Below are 17,204 nucleotides of genomic sequence, written 5' to 3' on the forward strand. Positions count from 1 at the left end.
ACGGATTCAAGCCTGCGTTCGGCCAGCGTGGTTTAACGGGGCGCCTGAGATCAAAAGCAGATCAAGATCAAGAGCGGCTCGCTGCGCATCGTGGATACCGCTGTGGATACCTGTGTAGAGACCTATGTGCCCGATAGCAGTGATTCAGTCGATACAAGTGTCGACTGGACAACCGCTATCGGGAGCAGCCCCCTCTCACAGGGATCAGTTACCCGCAGCACTGCCCTGGCTGCTGTCATCGCTCATGTCATAGCCATCACCGTCGCTGGTGCCGCTGTCCCCTTCGTTTTGATGCAGTACGCCGCCGGTCTTCACCGTCGATTTACGCAACGTCGAGTTCAGCGCCGAACGCGGCAGCGGGTTGCTGGTGGTGGTCGACAGTTCCTGGCGGAACGGGTTGACCAGCTTGGCGTTCAGGCGGATGTCCTGGGACGAAGCGCCCACCGACAGGTTGAAGCTGTCGGCATCCACCACCCACTGCTTGCTGGCCACATCGTAGTAGGCCAGCGAGCGGTCGTTGAGCTCGATGGTCACGCGCTTGCTCTGGCCAGGCTTGAGGAACACTTTCTTGTAGCCCTTGAGTTCCTTGATCGCGCGTTCGACTTTCGGGTTGTTCTGGCCCACGTACAGCTCGGCCACTTCGGCGCCGGCGACCTTGCCGGTGTTGGCCAGATCGAACGACACCTTGATCGGCGCACCGGCCACGGCGACGCCAGGGCTGACGCTGATGTTGCTGTAGCCGAAGGTGGTGTACGACAAGCCATAACCGAACGGATACAGCGGCTTGATGCCCTTCTTCTCGTAGCCGCGATAGCCCAGGAACAGGTCGTCCTTGTAGCTCATCTCGCTCAGGGTTTCCTGATTGTCGAACGTGGGGAAAGTCGCGTAGATCGGGTTGTCTTCGATGTTGCGTTCGATACTGATCGGCAGCTTGGCCGACGGGTTGACCTTGCCCAGCAGGATCTCCGCCAGGGCCTGGCCGCCGTTCTGCCCAGGGTAGAAGGCGTGCAGTGCGGCCGGCACCTGGTCGATCCAGTCGCTCATCTTCAAGCCGGTGCCGCCGTGCAGGGTGACCACGGTGTTCGGGTTGACCTTGGCGATGCTCTGGATCAGCAGGTTCTGGTATTCCGGCAGGTCGAAGCTGTGGTCGAAGCCTTCGCCCTCGTATTCATTGCTGTTGCCGGCTGCCACCAGTACGGCGTCGTACTGGGCCAGGTCCTGTGGCGCAACCAGCGATGCCCAGCTCATCTGCACGCCAACCAGGCCGCCCATGGTGGAGAGGTAGCCGTTGCGGCGCGAGTATTCGAGCTTGATGTCGACCGGTTTGCCGGCTTCAAGGTTGACCTTGGCGAACACCGGGATGGTCGGCGGAATGCTGTTGTTCGGCAGCGGCTTGCCGTCGCCGTTGTCGAGGACTTTCTTGCCGTTGACGTACAGGCGTACCGCACCGTCGGCGCGGACCTTGAACACCTGTTCGCCGCTGACGGTCGGGGTGATCTGGCCGCTGTAGCGAATCGACGTGGCGGCAGTGTCGCCATTGACTGGCAGGCTGTCGGTGGACCAGTCGAGGTTGACGTGCGCGTCGGTGCGGGTGGCGGCCGGGTCACCGGACCAGTTGGTGTTGCTGAAGAACTCGGTCTTCAGGCCTTTGACGCTATTGCCGTTGCTGTCGGCATGGGTCCAGCTGGAGGTGGCCGGGTCCAGCGACAGCCCGTCGATGAACTCGACCTTGGCGCCTGGCGCCAGTTGCTGCAAGCCGCTCAGCTCACTGATGTAGTTGGCGGCCATCACGTTGGCGCTGCCGAAACCGGTAGGCGGCGCGTACTTGGCCAGGGTGCCGACCACGGCGATGCGCTTGACCTTCTTCGCGTCCAGCGGCAGCAGGCTGTTCTGGTTTTTCAGCAGCACGATGCCTTCGCGCGCGGCATTGAGCGCTGTGCGGTTGCTGGTGGCGCTGTTCATGTTGTGGCTGGTCAGCGGGGCTTTGCTGTCGAACTTGTACAGGTAGATCTGCTTGAGGATGCGGCGCACCTTGTCATCGATGGTCGCGCTGCTCAGCTCACCACTGTCCAGGTACGGCTTGAGGACGGTGCTGTTCATCTGGTAGCCCATCATGTCCAGGTCAGTACCGGCCTGTGCCGCCGGCAAACCGTCGACCACGGCGTTGTAGTCACTCTGGACGAAGCCCGGATAGCCCCATTCGGTTTTCAGGATGTCGCGCATCAGGTGCTTGTTCTGGCACGCGAACTCGCCGTTCACCTTCTGGAATGCACACATCATCATCGCGACTTTGCTGTTCTTCGAGGCGGACTCGAAAGGCGGCAGGGTCATTTCGCGCAGCACGCGCTCGCTGATGGTTTCGTTGAGGTGGAAGCGGTTGCTTTCCTGGTCATTGGCGGCGAAATGCTTGGCGTTGGCCCACACGCCGCGCGACTGGATCCCGTTGATCACGGCCGGCCCCAGGCTGGCGCCGAGGAAGGGGTCTTCACCCGACAGATACTCGAACGCACGGCCGCTGTACGGCATGCGGTACAGGTTGACGCCGGGGCCGGTGACGAACTGATAACCGCCGCTGGCGGTGTCGTAGCCCAGGGCACGGCCCAGGTCGATGGCGCGACGCGGGTTCCAGCTGGCTGCCAGGTTCGGCCCGGACGGGTACACCACGCCCTGGGCGTTGCCTTCACTGGTGTAGCGCACGCCGACACCGCCGTCGGCACCGTGGATCTGCGGGATGCCGTATTGGGTCAACGGCTTGACGTCCCAACCGCCAGTGCCGCCGATGTAGGCGAGTTTCTCTTCCATGGTCATCTTCGCCAGGGTTTTATCCGCGGCCTTTTCTGCGCGGCTCACCCGGCCCTCATCCAGGGCCGGGCTGGTGGCCGCATGCACCTGGGACACGGCCAGTGCCAGCAGGGCAAAGGCCGACTGCGCACCGATCATCTTGCGTTTGTTCATGGAATTCTCCGACAACTGTTTATTGAAATAGGGCGCCAAAACGCGCGTTCTACACAGCGCGCTCGTCACTTTTTTACGGGCAATAGTCCGCCTTGAGCGCAATGTTTAACCGATGGCTAATTGCGACTACTTGGCAGGTTCCGCAGTATTAAAAGTTTAATAATTGTATGAGTTGTTGTTATGGGTAGTGTCTAAGTGGCATCACGCGATGGCGTTTTGAACCGCTAAAACGGCATAATTAAGGCAATTCTTGCGGTTATAAGTCAAACAAAAGCTAATTTTTGCGTGAAATAAGAAATATTTCCTTACCTTTCGGAACTAAGCATAAACCTACCAGTCGATTGGTTTAAGAAAATATATGGCGGCATGGCAAACTAGTGGCGTTGCCCGGTAGTTCTAAAAGGCCATGTTTTATACAAGCTGTCATACACAACGCTTTGGTGTAGGGTCTTGATCGAATTCAAGGCGCCACTTGAGCTGTCCGCTGTTTTTGAACTGGAGAATGTTTATGAAAATGTCCCTGTTGGGTGCCGGCCTCGTGCTGGGCGTTGCACTGAGTGGCGCGGCCATGGCCGCTGAATCAACCGACGCCGATGCGACGTCGGGTGCTGCCGATTCCACCGTGCTGACCCAGACCCACGACGCCAAGGCGGCGAAAAAGCAGAAAGCCGAAACCACCAAGGGTGGCCGACCGTTGAATACAACGGCCACCCCCACCAAGTAAGCCTGACCCTGTAGGAGCGAGCTTGCTCGCGAAGAACTCAAGGACACCGCGCTCATCCAGAATGTCCGCGTCATCGTTGACGTTCTTCGCGAGCAAGCTCGCTCCTACAGGAGGTTTTTACAGCCCTTCAGATTTTTACCCATGCTCAGTCCCTCAACGCCCATCGATGCCTGCCAGATGCACGTCCCGGATACCGAACAGGTCTGCGCGTGGCTGATGCAACAGGCCGGGTTGAAAACCGTGGACCTGGAGCGCGCCCGGCGCCTGTCCCAGGAGAGTGCCGACCCTGAATTACTTGGCCTGCTGACCCGCCTGGGGCTGGTCTCCGAAGTCGAACTGGCCCGCGCCTGGGCCGACTTGCTCGGCGCGCCGCTGCTGCTGGCCGACGCCGCGCCACCTTTGCTTGACCCGCTACCGAGCCTGACCGAGCGCTTTATGCGCCACTACCAGGTGGTGCCCGTGGGCTGGAGCCAGGGTGGCCTGCGCGTGCTGGCGGCCAACCCGTCGCTGGTCTACCCGTTCCAGGCCCTGGCCTATGCCTGCGGCGTGCCGGTGTGGCTGGCGGTCGGCCCGCGCAACGAGGTCGAAACCCTGATCGAGCGCTACTACGGCCAGGGACGCTCGGCCATGGGCACGCTGATCGAAAATCTCGACGAGCACAGCGGCGCGCTGGAAGACATCGAACACCTCAAGGACATGGCCTCCGAGGCGCCGGTGATTCGCCTCGTCAACCTGATCCTGCAGCGCGCGGTGGAGCATCGCGCCTCGGACATCCATATCGAACCCTTCGAAAACCAGCTCAAGGTGCGCTACCGCATCGACGGCGTGCTGCACGAGGCCGAGGCGCCACCGTCGAGCTCATCCGCCGCCGTGATTTCGCGGGTGAAAATCATGGCGCGCCTGGACATCGCCGAGCGGCGCCTGCCCCAGGACGGGCGGATCATGCTGCGCATCCAGGGCAAGGAACTCGACCTGCGGGTGTCCACGGTGCCCACCAGTTTTGGCGAGTCGGTGGTGATGCGTTTGCTTGATCGGCAGACCGTGCAGTTCGATTTCCAGAGCCTGGGTTTTGATGGCCAGCGCCTGGAAACCTTCCTCGAAGTGCTGGAACGGCCCCACGGCATTCTGCTGGTCACCGGCCCGACCGGCTCGGGCAAGACCACCACGCTGTACACCGCGCTGTCACGGCTCAACACCGCCGAGCGCAAGATCATCACGGTTGAAGACCCGGTCGAATATCAACTGGAAGGCATCAACCAGATTCAGGTCAAGCCGGCCATTGGCCTGGACTTTGCGGGCGCGCTGCGCTCCATCGTGCGTCAGGACCCGGACGTGATCATGATCGGCGAAATCCGCGACCTGGAAACCTGCCGCATCGCTATTCAATCGTCGCTGACCGGGCATCTGGTGCTGTCCACGTTGCACACCAACAGTGCGGCGGCGAGTATCACGCGGCTGCTCGACATGGGCGTCGAAAGCTACCTGATTGCCTCGACCGTCAACGGCATTCTGGCCCAGCGCCTGGTGCGCCGCCTCGACCCGGCCACCCGTGAAGCCTTCGAAGCACCGCCCGAGCTGATCGCCGAGCATGGCCTGGACCGCTTTACCGATGAGCGCCCGATCATGCTTTATCGGCCCCGCGCCGACACACCGGGCGGTGGTTACCACGGCCGCAGTGCAATCACCGAGCTGCTGGTGATGAATGAAGAACTGCGCAGCCTGCTGATGCGCCAGGCCGATGCTGCCACCCTGGAAGCCGCAGCGCGCCGTGGCGGCCTGCGCACCTTGCATGAAGAGGGCCTGCGCCAGGCCGTCGCCGGCGTGACGTCGTTGGAAGAAGTATTGCGTGTGACCCGAGGGGAGGGCACGTGAGCCTGTTCAAATACCGCGCCCTCGACAGCCAGGGCGCCGCGCAACACGGCACGCTCGACGCCAGGGACCACGACGCCGCCGTCGCCCTGTTGCACAAGCGCGGGCTGCTGGTATTGCAGGTTGACGTCGCCGGTGCCCAGGGGCTGCGCAATGCCCTTGGCCGTGGTCAGTTGAGCGGCGCGGCGCTGGTCAGTTTCACCCAGCAACTGGCCACCCTGCTGGGCGCCGGCCAGCCGCTGGAGCGCTCGCTGGGCATCCTGCTCAAGCAACCTGGCCAGCCGCAGACCCGCGCACTCATCGAGCGTATCCGCGAACAGGTCAAGGCCGGCCAGCCGTTATCCAAAGCGCTGGAGGAAGAGGGCCGCCAGTTCTCGCCGCTGTACCTGAGCATGGTGCGCGCGGGCGAGGCGGGCGGCGCCCTGGAAAACACCCTGCGCCAGCTCAGTGACTACCTGGAGCGCAGCCAATTACTGCGCGGCGAAGTGATCAACGCGCTGATCTACCCGGCGTTTCTGGTGGTCGGTGTGCTCGGCTCGCTGGCGCTGCTGCTGGCCTATGTGGTGCCGCAGTTCGTGCCGATCTTCAAGGATCTGGGCGTGCCCATTCCGTTGATCACCGAAGTGATCCTCGGGCTCGGCCAGTTTCTCGGAGCCTATGGCCTGGCGGTTTTCGCCGGGTTGATCGTCACGATCTGGACGCTGGCCGCACGCCTGCGCGACCCGCAGCGCCGTGAACGCTATGACCGGCGCGTGCTTGGCCTCCGCGTGATCGGCCCGCTGCTGCAACGGGTCGAAGCGGCGCGGTTGACGCGCACCCTCGGTACCTTGCTGAGCAACGGCGTGGCGCTGCTGCAGGCGCTGGTGATCGCCCGGCAGGTCTGCACCAATCGCGCGCTGCAAGCGCAAGTCGCCCAGGCCGCCGAATCCGTCAAGGGCGGCGGCACCCTGGCCAGTGCCTTCGGCGCGCAGCCGCTGCTGCCCGACCTGGCGCTGCAAATGATTGAAGTCGGCGAACAGGCCGGCGAACTCGACAGCATGCTGCTCAAGGTCGCCGATGTGTTCGACGTTGAAGCCAAGCGCGGCATCGACCGCCTGCTCGCCGCGCTGGTGCCGTCGCTGACCGTGGTCATGGCGGTGCTGGTGGCGGTGATCATGCTCGCGATCATGCTGCCGCTGATGAGCCTGACCAGCAATATATGAACCCTCAAGGACCCTTACCCATGCGCCAAAACCGATTCAAGCCCGCCCGCCGCCAGGGCGGTTTTACCCTGCTGGAAATGCTCGCCGTGATCGTGCTGCTGGGCATCGTCGCGACTATCGTGGTGCGCCAGGTCGGCGGTAACGTGGACAAGGGCAAGTACGGCGCAGGCAAGGCGCAACTGGCCAGCCTGAGCATGAAAATCGAAAGCTACGGCCTGGACGTCGGCTCGCCGCCCAAGTCCCTGCAGCAACTGGTCGACAAGCCGGGTAACAGCGCCGGCTGGGCCGGCCCGTATGCCAAGCCGTCGGACCTCAAGGACCCGTTCGGCCATGCCTTCGGCTATCGCTTCCCCGGTGAGCACGGCGCGTTCGACCTGATTTTCTACGGTCAGGACGGCCAGCCCGGTGGCGAAGGCTACAGCGCCGACCTGGGCAACTGGGAATAACGGCTGAACATGGCCAACGCCCAACGTGGTTTTACCTTGCTGGAGATGCTGGTGGTGATCGTCTTGATCAGCATCGCAGCCGGCCTGGTGGGGTTTGGCCTGCAACAAGGCCTGCGCGCCGCCAAGGAGCGCCAGGCAGTCGGGCAGATGGTCGAGGCGTTGCGCAGTACGCGGGCGCGGGCGATTGTCAGCGGCACCCCGCAAAGCACGTCGTTCGACTTGCGCAGTCTCAGCTTCCAGGCCCCGGGCCGCCCGAAAAAACACTGGCCGGCCGACTTGCAAGTCACCTTGCACACCGCCGAACACGCAGGCTCGGCGGTGGCGTTCTACCCCGATGGCAGTTCCACCGGCGGCAACCTGTTGTTGGCCAATGGCAGCCGGCGCTGGCGCATCGATATTGGCTGGCTGACCGGCAGCGTGCAGTCCAGGGCGCTGCCATGAAGCGGCAAGCCGGGTTCACCCTGCTGGAAATGCTCGCTGCGCTGACGCTCATGGCGATCTGCAGCACGGTGCTGCTGGTCGCCTTCGGCCAGAGCGCGCGCTCGTTGTTGCACGTCGCCCACAGCGACCGCCTGAGCCATGCCGCCGTCAGCGTGATGGACCAGGAAGCCGCCGGCCCCCTGGCCAATGGCGTGCGCCAGGGCGATCTGGACGGCATCGCCTGGCAACTGCGCATCGCCCAACAGCCCACCCGGATCGGCCAGCCGCAGTTGTTTCGCCTCGACCTGACGGTCAGCGAGGGGCCGCGCCACGCCAGTTTCAGCACCTTGAAACTGCGTGCGGCAGGGACCGGTTTGTGACGCGCCATCAGCAGGGCTTCACCCTGCTCGAAATCATGATCGTGCTGAGCCTGCTCGGCGTATTACTGACCCTGGTCGGTGGCGCGCTGCTGGGGGCCAATCGCGCGGTGCTCAAGGCGCAGCGCTACACGGTCAGCCTGGATGAAATGCGGGCTGCGCAGCAGTTTTTGCGCACGGCGATCAGCGAGGCGCTGCCCCTGGACGTGACCGAGGACGACAGCCAGACCGACGGGTTTTTCGCCGGCAGCCCACAGCGCATGCAGTTTGTCGCGACCCTGCCGGGCGTGCTCGGTGGCGGGATTCAGCGCTTCACCCTGCAGTTGACCGGCGCCGAGGCGCAGCGCGATTTGCAGGTGGCGTTCGCGCGGTTTGAGTCTCAAGCGCAGGTCAGCGTACCGGCGTCGCGCAGTGAGCCACAGGTGTTATTGAAAGGGGTCGAAGATCTGCAGTTCAGCTATCGCGGCGTGTCGCCCAAGGGCAACGCCACCGGCTGGATCAGCGAGTGGCCGTGGACCCGGCGTTTGCCCTCGGCGGTGCGGATTGCGGCGCGCGTCAACGGGCCGGTGCCCTGGGTCACCCAGGTGATCGCGCTGCGCTTGAACCTGTCGAGTGGGGGCCCCGAATGATCCGGCATCAGCGCGGTGTCGCGCTGCTGCTGGTGCTGTGGGTGCTGGCGTTGCTCAGCCTGCTGCTCGGCGGCCTGGCCGGCTGGGTGCAACTGGAAATCCGCCAGGCGGCGTGGCACCGCCAGCACACCCAGGCGGTGTTGGCCGCCGAGGCGGGCGTGGCGCTGGCGCTGCAGGGCCTGGCCGACCCGTTGCAGCGCAAACAGTGGATCGCCGATGGGCGTGAAATCCCGTTGGTGTTCGACGATGCGCAGCTGTACGTCAGCCTGCGCAGTGAGCGCGGCAAGTTGTACTTGAACAGCGCCGCGGTCGTCGATTTCGCGCGGCTGGCCCTGGCCTGCGGTGCGACCCAGGCCCAGGCCGGCCAACTCGCCAAGGACCTCGAGGTACGACGCCACCAGGGCCTGGCGCCGTTCAGGGTCATAGAAGAAGTGCGGCAATTGCCGGGCATGACCCAGGCGCTGTACAGCGCGCTGGTTCCCGAGATCAGCCTGTGGAGTGGCCTGGACCGGCCCGATCCGGCCTTCGCCAGCACGCTGATGCGCCGCGCCTTGAACCTGCCGCACCTGAGTGCGGTGGGCGCCGACCCCGGTGAGGTGCTGGTGATCGACAGCCGCGCGCAACGCCCCGGCGGCTACCACGCCCAGTTGCAAGCCACCGTGTTATTGAGCCCCGCGCAAGGCAGCGCACAACCTTATCGAGTCTTACGTTGGCAAGAATGAACGAACCCTTATCCGCACGGCTGCAACTGCTGACGGAGCCCATCACCCAGCGCTGGCGCGGCAGCCTGTTGCAAATGGGCTGGCGGCTGTGGCTCAAGGAGCTGCGTGGCTGCCTGCCGGCCTGGCTGTCGCTGCAGGACATCCCCGAGCATGTGTACCCATGGCCGCTGACCGCGCCCGTGTCGCCCGTGGCCGGCGAGGCGCGCCAGGTGCTGTTGCTGGCGCCCTCGGCGGTGCTGGTGCAAGCCTTGCAGTTGCCCCCGGCGGCGGCGCGCAACCTGGCGACGGTGGTGGGGTATGAACTGGACCGTTTTACCCCGTTCGATGCGGCGCAGTTGTACTTCGTCGCGCGCCAGGAGCGGCGCACTCCGACCCACGTGCACGTGACGCTGGTGGCGATCCTGCGCGAGCGCCTCGACCAGATCCTCACGGAGTGCGCCGCCCTCGGCTTGCAGCCACACGCGGTGGATGTGGCGGACGCGGCGGGCGTCCCGATGGGCATCGACCTGCTGCCGGTACCGCTGCGCCCACGCCAGCGCCCGGCGGGCAAGGGCCTGCAACGCAGCCTGCCGTGGCTGTGCGGCGCCTTGCTGATTGCCGCCATGCTGCTCTGGCTCAACGACCGCCAGCGCGTGCTCGACAGCATGCAGCAAAGCGTGCGCGCGCAAAAAGCCCAGGTCGCCCAGATCCAGGCCCTGCGCCAGCAACTGCTCAATACCCGTGGCGCCGCGCAGTATCTGATCCGCCGCAAGACCGCCCAACCGCCGCTGGCCGGGCTGCTCAACGAACTGACCGCCTGCCTGCCGTCCGACACCTGGATCGACCAGTTGGAAGTCAACGACGGCGCCGACGTTTCATTCTCCGGGCAAAGCGCCAAGGCCAGTGCCCTGATCACCCGCATCAAGGGCTGCCACAGCCTGGAAAATGCCCAGTTCGAAGGGGTGATCCAACCCGACGCGCAAACCGGCAAGGATCAATTTTCCTTGCGCGCCCACCTGCACCAGGAGGCCGCCGATGCGCCGACCACTGACACCCCGTGAGCGCCGTGGCGCAGCCCTGATCGGCCTGGCCCTGGTGCTCGGTGCCGCGTATTGGCTGTTGGTCGACAGCTGGTTCGCCGGCCCCTTGCGCGAGATGGGCGAGCAGGCCGAGCAGCTGCGCGAACAGCAGCAACGCTACGCCGGCATACTGCGCCAGGGTGATTCCCTGCGTCAGCAACTCGAGGAGGCCCGCCAGGACCCGGCCAGCAGCACCAGCCTGCTGCCCGGCGATGACCCCAGCGCCGTGGCGGCGGACCTGATGCAACGCATCGCCGACCTGATCAACAGCCGCGCCGGCCTCGGTGGCGGCTGCAGCCTCACGCAGCGCATGCCGATCACCCCCGAACAGGACGACAGCGAACCCTACCGCCAAGTCAAAGTCAGCCTTACCCTGAACTGCGCCATCGAACCCTTGACCGCGATCCTGCATGAGCTGGAGTACCAGCGCCCGTTTCTGTTTGTCGATGAGATGAGCATCCGCCGTGGGCCGAACGCGCCCGCCAGCGGTGGCGCCGGTCAACTGGTGGTGCACCTGCTGGTGCGTGGCTACCTGCAACCGGCTTCCGCCGCGCAGGTGCGCCGATGATCAACGCATTGCGTCCCCTGGAGTGGCTGTTGCTCGGCGTGGCCGGGCTGTTGGGCCTGTTGATGGTCGGCATCCTCAGCAGCATCGGCGATGCGCCTGAGTGGTTGCCGGCGCCCGAACCGGATGCGCGCGCCAACGCCACGGCCAAGGTACTGGTGGCCCCGAGCGCAACCCTGGAAAGCCTCGCCGGCACCTGGCAGGCGCCGCTGTTCAGCCCTGACCGCAGCCCTGACCGCGCGGTTGGCCAAGCCGCCGTCTCCAGCCTGTCGAGCCTGACGCTGACCGGCATCGTACTGGACGGCGACCTGCGCGTCGCACTGCTCAAACGCGCGGACGGCCCGCCACTGAAAGTCCACCAGGACCAGACCCTGCCCAACGGCTGGCGCCTGGAACACCTGACACCCCGCGAAGCCCGCTTTGTACTCGACGGCCGCACGCAGACCCTGAGCCTGCGAGGCCTGCGCCTGCCGCCGCCGTCGACCACACCCCCGATTACCCTTCCTCACGAGTCCGCCCCTTGATCGATACATTCCCCGGCGCTTTGCGCACCACCGTGTTTTGTCTGGCCACCGCCGTTTCCCTCGGTGGCTGCGGCACATTCCCTGAGCATCCGGACCCGGACGAGGCCTTGTTGCATGAGGCGATGCAGGGCACCGGCGCGCAACGCCCGCCCGTGGACCCGGCCAGCGAACAGGCCCCGGTCGCCGGCAGCCAGCCCCAGGCCAGAACACCCCCCCAGCGCCAATTGATTCGCGGCAACCAGCAGTTCGTGCGCCAACCCACAGCGGCGCCGGCCGGCAAGGCGCAGGCGGGCGGCGACATCGTGTTCAACTTCGCCGACCAGCCGATCGAAGCGGTGATCAACAGCGTGATGGGCGACCTGCTGCATGAGAACTACAGCATTGCCCAGGGGGTGAAGGGTAACGTCAGCTTTTCCACCTCCAAGCCGGTGAACAAGGAGCAGGCGCTGTCGATTCTCGAAACCCTGTTGTCGTGGACCGACAACGCCATGATCAAGCAGGGTAACCGCTATGTGATTTTGCCGGCCAACCAGGCGGTGGCGGGCAAGCTGGTGCCGCAGATGCGCGTGGCGCAACCGTCCAACGGCCTGTCGGCGCGACTGTTTCCACTGCGTTATATCTCGGCCACCGAGATGCAGAAATTGCTCAAGCCGTTTGCCCGCGAGAATGCCTTTCTGCTGGTTGACCCGGCGCGCAATGTGCTGAGCCTGGCCGGTACCCCGGAGGAGCTGGCCAACTATCAGGACACCATCGACACCTTTGACGTGGACTGGCTCAAGGGCATGTCGGTGGGTGTGTTCGGCCTGCAACGCGCCTCCGTCGCCGAACTGATGCCCGAGCTGCAAAAAATGTTCGGGCCCGACAGTGGCATGCCGTTGGCGGGCATGGTGCGGTTCTTGCCGATCGAGCGGACCAACTCGGTGGTCGCGATCTCGTCGCAGCCGCAGTACCTCAGCGAAGTCGGTGACTGGATTCACACCATCGACGAAGGCGGCGGCAACGAGCCGCAGATGTATGTGTACGACGTGCGCAACATGAAGGCCACCGACCTGGCCAAGTACCTGCGGCAGATCTACGGCAGCGGCGCGATCAAGGACGACGCCCCGGCCAAGGTCGCGCCTGGTTTGCGCACCGCGACCCTGTCATCGCCCGGCACCAACAGCACGTCCGGCAGCACGCCTGGCGGCTTGAGCAATAACCTGAATAACAACCAGCCTGCCGCCGAGGACGAGGAGCAGGAGCCACAAGCCGAGGACACTGTCGAGCAAGACACCACCGAAGGCGCGCCGGCCAAAAGCCTCGACGCCGGTACGCGCATCACCGCGCAAAAAAGCAGTAACCAGCTGCTGGTGCGCACGCGCCCGGTGCAGTGGAAGGAGATCGAATCGGCGATCAAACGCCTCGACAATCCGCCGCTGCAAGTGCAGATCGAGACGCGCATCCTTGAGGTCAAACTCACCGGCGAACTGGACCTGGGCGTGCAGTGGTACCTCGGCCGCCTGGCCGGCAATTCCACCAGCACCACGGTGGCGAACGCCTCCGGCAGCCAGGGCGCGTTGGGCGGCGGCGGCGCCGGGCTGGGGGCGGCGGATTCGTTGTTCTATTCCTTCGTCAGTTCCAACCTGCAAGTGGCCCTGCACGCCCTGGAAACCAACGGCCGCACCCAGGTGCTGTCGGCGCCGTCGCTGGTGGTGATGAACAACCAGCCGGCGCAGATTCAGGTGGGCGATAACATTCCTATCAGCCAGACCACGGTAAACACGGGGGCTTCCGACACTACCTTGAGCAGTGTGGAGTATGTGCAGACGGGTGTGATTCTGGATGTGGTGCCACGGATTAATCCGGGTGGCCTGGTGTATATGGATATTCAGCAGCAGGTCAGTGATGCGCAGGATCAGCCGTCGTCGAATAATGACACGCCGAATAATCCGCGTATTTCCACACGGTCGGTGTCGACTCAGGTCGCCGTGCAGAGTGGGCAGACGGTGTTGTTGGGCGGGTTGATCAAACAGGACAACGCGGACTCCGTCAGTGCCGTGCCGTACCTGGGCAAGATCCCCGGCTTGCGCTGGTTGTTCGGCAACACCAGCAAATCCAAGGACCGCACCGAATTGATTGTGCTGATCACGCCCAGGGTGATTACCAGCAGCAGCCAGGCACGGCAGGTGACGGATGATTATCGCCAGCAGATGCAGCTGTTGCGGCCTGCGCAGTAAATTTACCCGCACCCGGCGCCGACCGGGATCTCGTGTCTATCCCGACAAAATGTGGGAGGGTGTATCAGTCACTGATGCACCCACTGACCGGCCCTCATCGGGGGCAAGCCCCCTCCCACATAAAAGCGGTTGGCCACGGCCTCAAGCCTGCGTTCGGCCGCGGCCTTGGAGCTGATCGATGTCTTGTGTCGTACCCGGTCCAAATGTGGGAGGGGGCTTGCCCCCGATGGTGGTGTGTCAGTCACTGATGCACCCACTGACTGGCCCTCATCGGGGGCAAGCCCCCTCCCACAGAAAAGCGGTTAGCCACGGCCTCAAGCCTGCGTTCGGCCGCGGCCTTGGAGCTGATCGATGTCTTGTGTCGTACCCGATCCAAATGTGGGAGGGGGCTTGCCCGCGATGGCAGGGTGTCAGTCACTGATGCACTCACTGACCGGCCTTCATCGGGGGCAAGCCCCCTCCCACAGAAAAGCGGTTGGCCACGGCCTCAAGCCTGCGTTCGGCAGCAGCCTTGGAGCCGACCGATCTCTTGTGTCGAGCCCGATCCATATGTGGGAGGGGCTTGAATAGGCTTAGGAGTCAAAACATGAGGATCACCCGTGTGAGCAAACGCATCACCGTGGTGGGCTACGGCAAGCAGTACCCGGTGGCCGTTACTCCTGCAGCTGCAACGCCTGCTGCTTGAGCCTGCGCTTTTGCTCGAACGGCAACTTCTCGTTATCCCCATAGGGCGCGCTGTACCAGTTGCCATAGGAAGGGTTGGGCAGCAGGAACCAGCGCTGCCCCAGCCAGTTCACATAGGGTTGGACCGCCTTGCGCTGGGCCGCCAGGGTGTTGTGTTCGGCCTGCACGAAGTCGCCCAGGGAATCACCGGCCATCAACAGCACCCGCGCATGGCTGGCCACCCATTGGCGACGACAGTTCTTGCCATAGCCGGCGCTTTCGCAGTGGCCGGTAGGCGTGCCGGCCGCCAGGATCTGGTCATCGCTCTCAATCGGAAAACCGCGCAGGCGCAGGTTTCTGGCCGTGGCCGCAACCTGGCTGTGTTCGCGGTTGGTGAGGTAATAGACCTTGATGCCTTTTTGCCGGGCCGCCTGCAGGAACGCCACCGAACCGGGCAGCGCCTGGGCCTTGGCCTGGTCGACCCAGGTGTTCCAGCGGTCATAGGAATAGACCTGGTTGTTCAGAATGTCGCGGGCATTGAGCGGCACGTTGTCCAACAGGGTTTCGTCGATATCCACCACCACGGCCGGCGGCAGCCCGGTCAGATCTCGCGCAGGAAAGGGCAGCGCGTCCCAGCCGGGATCGGCCAGGGCGACATCCAGTTGACGGGTGGCGTTGGCGAAGAGCTGACGGTAGATCAGCTCGTGCTCGATGGAGGTCTGGGTCCAGAGTACGGCGTCCAGTTGGTCGTTGGCCGGTGGGGTGTGCTGGCAGCCTGTCAGGGTATTAGCCAAGAGACAGGCAGTGGCGAAGATCAGCTTACGCATGGCGTCGTTTCGCAATGGGAAGTGGGCGGGAACTGAATCAATAAGACTCACCGATAGAGCAGTGTGCAATCAGCTTTTGTATTGCCCGCCGTAACAGGCTTTCTTGGCTTTTATTCATGCATATGACTAATGAACCGTTCGGTTGCAGGACGAAAATGCCGGCGAGGTCGTCGCGATAATTGATCACTTCATGGAAGCCGCTTTGGTCTGTGAACAGCATCAGGGCTCCGCGCTCGGCTCGGGTGATGTCGTAAATGCCCTGCAACGGGCCGTGCACGGCGGTTTCGAACAAATTGAGCATTGCCTGGCGGACAGGCTCTCCTGAACGTACCGTTGTCTGATAAGAGTCGGCAAGTATCAATTCCATGCCTGAGTTACTGATGCTCTGCGCAGTACTTGGCCAATCACGGTACGCCTGAGGCGTCAGGACATCTGCCATCGAACTTGACACATCGACGATCAGCTTTGGTAACGGCAAGGCATAGTCGGTAATTGCCCGCCGCAAATGCTTGCGTAACTGACGGGCCGAATCCGCATTGGTGGGTGTGACGCAGGCGAATGCCTCGCATCGTTCGCTGACGTTTACGTCGCCTGCCTGCCGGCACAGCTCAAGGAGCTTTTGAGGTTGGCTGGTCGGCACAGGCCCGTAGTTTGCGAGCGCTACCAGCGCCTCTGTATTGAGTTTTGCGTAATCACGCAGTGCTTGATTGAAGTTTCGTGTATTGGCCCTGGCGTATTGTTTGGCTTCAAGCACATAAATGATGCGATGGCTTCCATCGGCTCGGCGCTGCAGCAGTGAATAGTCCGGTTGAATATTTTCTTTTCGGCCGGTTCCCATCAGGGCAATACCTTGCGCCGCGACGCGCAACTCCGCCATCAACTCGAGAACGTCGTTGCCGACATGCAAGTTGGCGACATGGGTAGGGCTGAAAGCGAATGTCAGGCAGTTGTTAACCCCCACCAACTGAAAGCGTTCACCGCCTTGTTCCACCTCGCGTTTGATCAAGGTAACCAGCCATATGGAGTAAAGCTGTGAACGATGCTTCCAGATGGGCAGGTCGAGTAAATCCTCAAGATCATGGTACGACGCTTTAGCCGCGACCAACTCTGAGTGAGCATTAACCAGCGCTTCGACTCTGTCTGCCAGGACGCCACGGTGCGACTGGGGCACACGCTGGTAATTCCAAAGCATGCGCAAGAGTTGGAAACGCGCGATGTGATCGTCTTGCGCGTGTGCCAGTGTGGACTCACTCCATTGTCTGATCGGAGCGCGCTCTGACATCTGTGGCTCGTCATTCCTGCGGGCGCTGCGTAGATCGCTCTGGCTGGTGTAGCGGCCGGTGCGGCGGCATAACTCGTCGACCATCGTTGCGACAGGCAGGAGTGCCTGGCTGAGGGGATCAGTGATCGCCCCCGTGGGTAGCGGAGCGGGTGTCCGGTAAGGCCAGTCGACGTTGTTTATCCAGGCTGTGGCTTGATTACTCGCGATGGGCGCTGCGATGGTCGCCCTTGCTCGTTCGATTCCGAGTGTTTCTGCAAAAGCCGTCTGAAGCCCTCTGCTGATTGCAATCAAGTCCTCGGGCTTATAAGCACGTTGCGCAACAACACTGTGCAGGTTTTCAATTGCATTACGCGCGCGGCGAAACGCATCTGCATCGAATGAGAGTTTATCGCCCTCATTAAAATCGAACTCAATCAGGAGTTGCTCATTACTGCGCGATACGCCTCCTTCAGTGAACATCTCGTAGATGTCAGTGAGCATCATGCTGAACGGCTGCAGGGCATTGAGCACGGCAATCAGGAACGTGGATATGTCGACGTCATGCTGTTTCAGGTATGCGCCCACATCCTGTGACGCAGGTATGTGCAATTGCGCACGCAAATCCGCGACGAATTGTCGGTCATGGCTCTTGGGTGCCAGCCGGCCCCCTGAGTTCAAGCTATTCCACAGCTCGGCGGCGGTTTTTAACGGCACAGGATCATCCTTGATTAGGGTAAGTGGCTATT

15 protein-coding genes are annotated in these 17,204 nt (G+C 63.1%); 12 read left to right on the forward strand and 3 right to left on the reverse strand.

Annotated elements, in window-relative coordinates:
• Nucleotides 1-204: 204 nt before the first annotated feature.
• Complete coding sequence (locus tag BFP89_RS20490; protein WP_065887197.1) at nt 205-2,955, reverse strand: beta-glucosidase; 2,751 nt, start codon at nt 2,953-2,955, stop codon at nt 205-207.
• A 508-nt stretch (nt 2,956-3,463) separates the two neighbouring features.
• Between BFP89_RS20490 and BFP89_RS20495 the strand changes: the two genes are divergently transcribed.
• From BFP89_RS20495 to gspD, 12 genes are all read left to right on the forward strand, one after another.
• Nucleotides 3,464-3,679 carry a hypothetical protein gene (locus BFP89_RS20495; RefSeq protein WP_065887199.1) on the forward strand — a complete coding sequence of 72 codons (216 nt, stop codon included), beginning with the start codon at nt 3,464-3,466 and terminating at the stop codon, nt 3,677-3,679.
• 177 nt (nt 3,680-3,856) lie between these two features.
• On the forward strand, nt 3,857-5,551 hold the full coding sequence (gene gspE / locus BFP89_RS20500; protein ID WP_065887265.1) for a type II secretion system ATPase GspE: 1,695 nt from the start codon (nt 3,857-3,859) through the stop codon (nt 5,549-5,551).
• Nucleotides 5,548-6,750, forward strand: a complete 1,203-nt coding sequence (gspF, locus tag BFP89_RS20505) for a type II secretion system inner membrane protein GspF (RefSeq protein WP_065887201.1) — start codon at nt 5,548-5,550, stop codon at nt 6,748-6,750. Before gspE ends, gspF begins: the two co-directional genes overlap by 4 nt.
• A gap of 20 nt (nt 6,751-6,770) precedes the next feature.
• Entirely contained in the window at nt 6,771-7,196 is a 426-nt protein-coding gene (gspG, locus tag BFP89_RS20510) for a type II secretion system major pseudopilin GspG (RefSeq protein WP_083203132.1), read from the forward strand.
• Between the two features lie 9 nt (nt 7,197-7,205).
• Entirely contained in the window at nt 7,206-7,637 is a 432-nt protein-coding gene (locus tag BFP89_RS20515; protein WP_065887205.1) for a type II secretion system protein, read from the forward strand.
• Nucleotides 7,634-7,996, forward strand: a complete 363-nt coding sequence (locus tag BFP89_RS20520; protein WP_065887206.1) for a type II secretion system protein — start codon at nt 7,634-7,636, stop codon at nt 7,994-7,996. The genes BFP89_RS20515 and BFP89_RS20520 overlap by 4 nt, the downstream gene beginning before the upstream one ends.
• Complete coding sequence (locus BFP89_RS20525) at nt 7,993-8,622, forward strand: prepilin-type N-terminal cleavage/methylation domain-containing protein (protein WP_065887207.1); 630 nt, start codon at nt 7,993-7,995, stop codon at nt 8,620-8,622. The genes BFP89_RS20520 and BFP89_RS20525 overlap by 4 nt, the downstream gene beginning before the upstream one ends.
• On the forward strand, nt 8,619-9,344 hold the full coding sequence (locus BFP89_RS20530) for a general secretion pathway protein GspK (RefSeq protein WP_065887209.1): 726 nt from the start codon (nt 8,619-8,621) through the stop codon (nt 9,342-9,344). The genes BFP89_RS20525 and BFP89_RS20530 overlap by 4 nt, the downstream gene beginning before the upstream one ends.
• Nucleotides 9,341-10,384 (forward strand): PilN domain-containing protein, encoded by a 1,044-nt coding sequence (locus BFP89_RS20535; protein ID WP_065887211.1) that lies wholly within the window; start codon nt 9,341-9,343, stop codon nt 10,382-10,384. Before BFP89_RS20530 ends, BFP89_RS20535 begins: the two co-directional genes overlap by 4 nt.
• Nucleotides 10,359-10,970: a type II secretion system protein GspM gene (gene gspM / locus BFP89_RS20540; protein ID WP_065887267.1), complete on the forward strand. Its 612-nt coding sequence runs from the start codon at nt 10,359-10,361 to the stop codon at nt 10,968-10,970. Before BFP89_RS20535 ends, gspM begins: the two co-directional genes overlap by 26 nt.
• The gene (locus BFP89_RS20545) at nt 10,967-11,491 is read left to right on the forward strand and encodes a general secretion pathway protein GspN (RefSeq protein WP_065887213.1); all 525 of its coding nucleotides are present in this window, start codon (nt 10,967-10,969) and stop codon (nt 11,489-11,491) included. The genes gspM and BFP89_RS20545 overlap by 4 nt, the downstream gene beginning before the upstream one ends.
• The gene (gene gspD, locus BFP89_RS20550; RefSeq protein ID WP_065887215.1) at nt 11,488-13,707 is read left to right on the forward strand and encodes a type II secretion system secretin GspD; all 2,220 of its coding nucleotides are present in this window, start codon (nt 11,488-11,490) and stop codon (nt 13,705-13,707) included. The genes BFP89_RS20545 and gspD overlap by 4 nt, the downstream gene beginning before the upstream one ends.
• Before the next feature lie 653 nt (nt 13,708-14,360).
• Here gspD and BFP89_RS20555 read toward each other — a convergent pair.
• Both BFP89_RS20555 and BFP89_RS20560 read right to left on the reverse strand, forming a co-directional pair.
• A complete protein-coding gene (locus BFP89_RS20555) occupies nt 14,361-15,197 on the reverse strand; it encodes a 5'-nucleotidase, lipoprotein e(P4) family (protein ID WP_065887218.1) in 837 nt (278 codons plus the stop codon).
• A 37-nt stretch (nt 15,198-15,234) separates the two neighbouring features.
• Complete coding sequence (locus tag BFP89_RS20560; RefSeq protein ID WP_065887219.1) at nt 15,235-17,172, reverse strand: hypothetical protein; 1,938 nt, start codon at nt 17,170-17,172, stop codon at nt 15,235-15,237.
• Nucleotides 17,173-17,204 lie beyond the last annotated feature (32 nt).

Source organism: Pseudomonas sp. 31 R 17 (genome assembly GCF_900004915.1).
GTDB lineage: Bacteria > Pseudomonadota > Gammaproteobacteria > Pseudomonadales > Pseudomonadaceae > Aquipseudomonas > Aquipseudomonas orientalis_A.

Bases quoted from the DNA above. Each gene is read 5' to 3' on its own strand.
- BFP89_RS20490 (WP_065887197.1), bottom strand. From the start codon at position 2,955: ATGAACAAACGCAAGATGATCGGTGCGCAGTCGGCCTTTGCCCTGCTG.
- BFP89_RS20495 (WP_065887199.1), top strand. From the start codon at position 3,464: ATGAAAATGTCCCTGTTGGGTGCCGGCCTCGTGCTGGGCGTTGCACTG.
- gspE (WP_065887265.1), top strand. From the start codon at position 3,857: ATGCACGTCCCGGATACCGAACAGGTCTGCGCGTGGCTGATGCAACAG.
- gspG (WP_083203132.1), top strand. From the start codon at position 6,771: ATGCGCCAAAACCGATTCAAGCCCGCCCGCCGCCAGGGCGGTTTTACC.
- BFP89_RS20515 (WP_065887205.1), top strand. From the start codon at position 7,206: ATGGCCAACGCCCAACGTGGTTTTACCTTGCTGGAGATGCTGGTGGTG.
- BFP89_RS20520 (WP_065887206.1), top strand. From the start codon at position 7,634: ATGAAGCGGCAAGCCGGGTTCACCCTGCTGGAAATGCTCGCTGCGCTG.
- BFP89_RS20530 (WP_065887209.1), top strand. From the start codon at position 8,619: ATGATCCGGCATCAGCGCGGTGTCGCGCTGCTGCTGGTGCTGTGGGTG.
- BFP89_RS20535 (WP_065887211.1), top strand. From the start codon at position 9,341: ATGAACGAACCCTTATCCGCACGGCTGCAACTGCTGACGGAGCCCATC.
- gspM (WP_065887267.1), top strand. From the start codon at position 10,359: ATGCGCCGACCACTGACACCCCGTGAGCGCCGTGGCGCAGCCCTGATC.
- BFP89_RS20545 (WP_065887213.1), top strand. From the start codon at position 10,967: ATGATCAACGCATTGCGTCCCCTGGAGTGGCTGTTGCTCGGCGTGGCC.
- BFP89_RS20555 (WP_065887218.1), bottom strand. From the start codon at position 15,197: ATGCGTAAGCTGATCTTCGCCACTGCCTGTCTCTTGGCTAATACCCTG.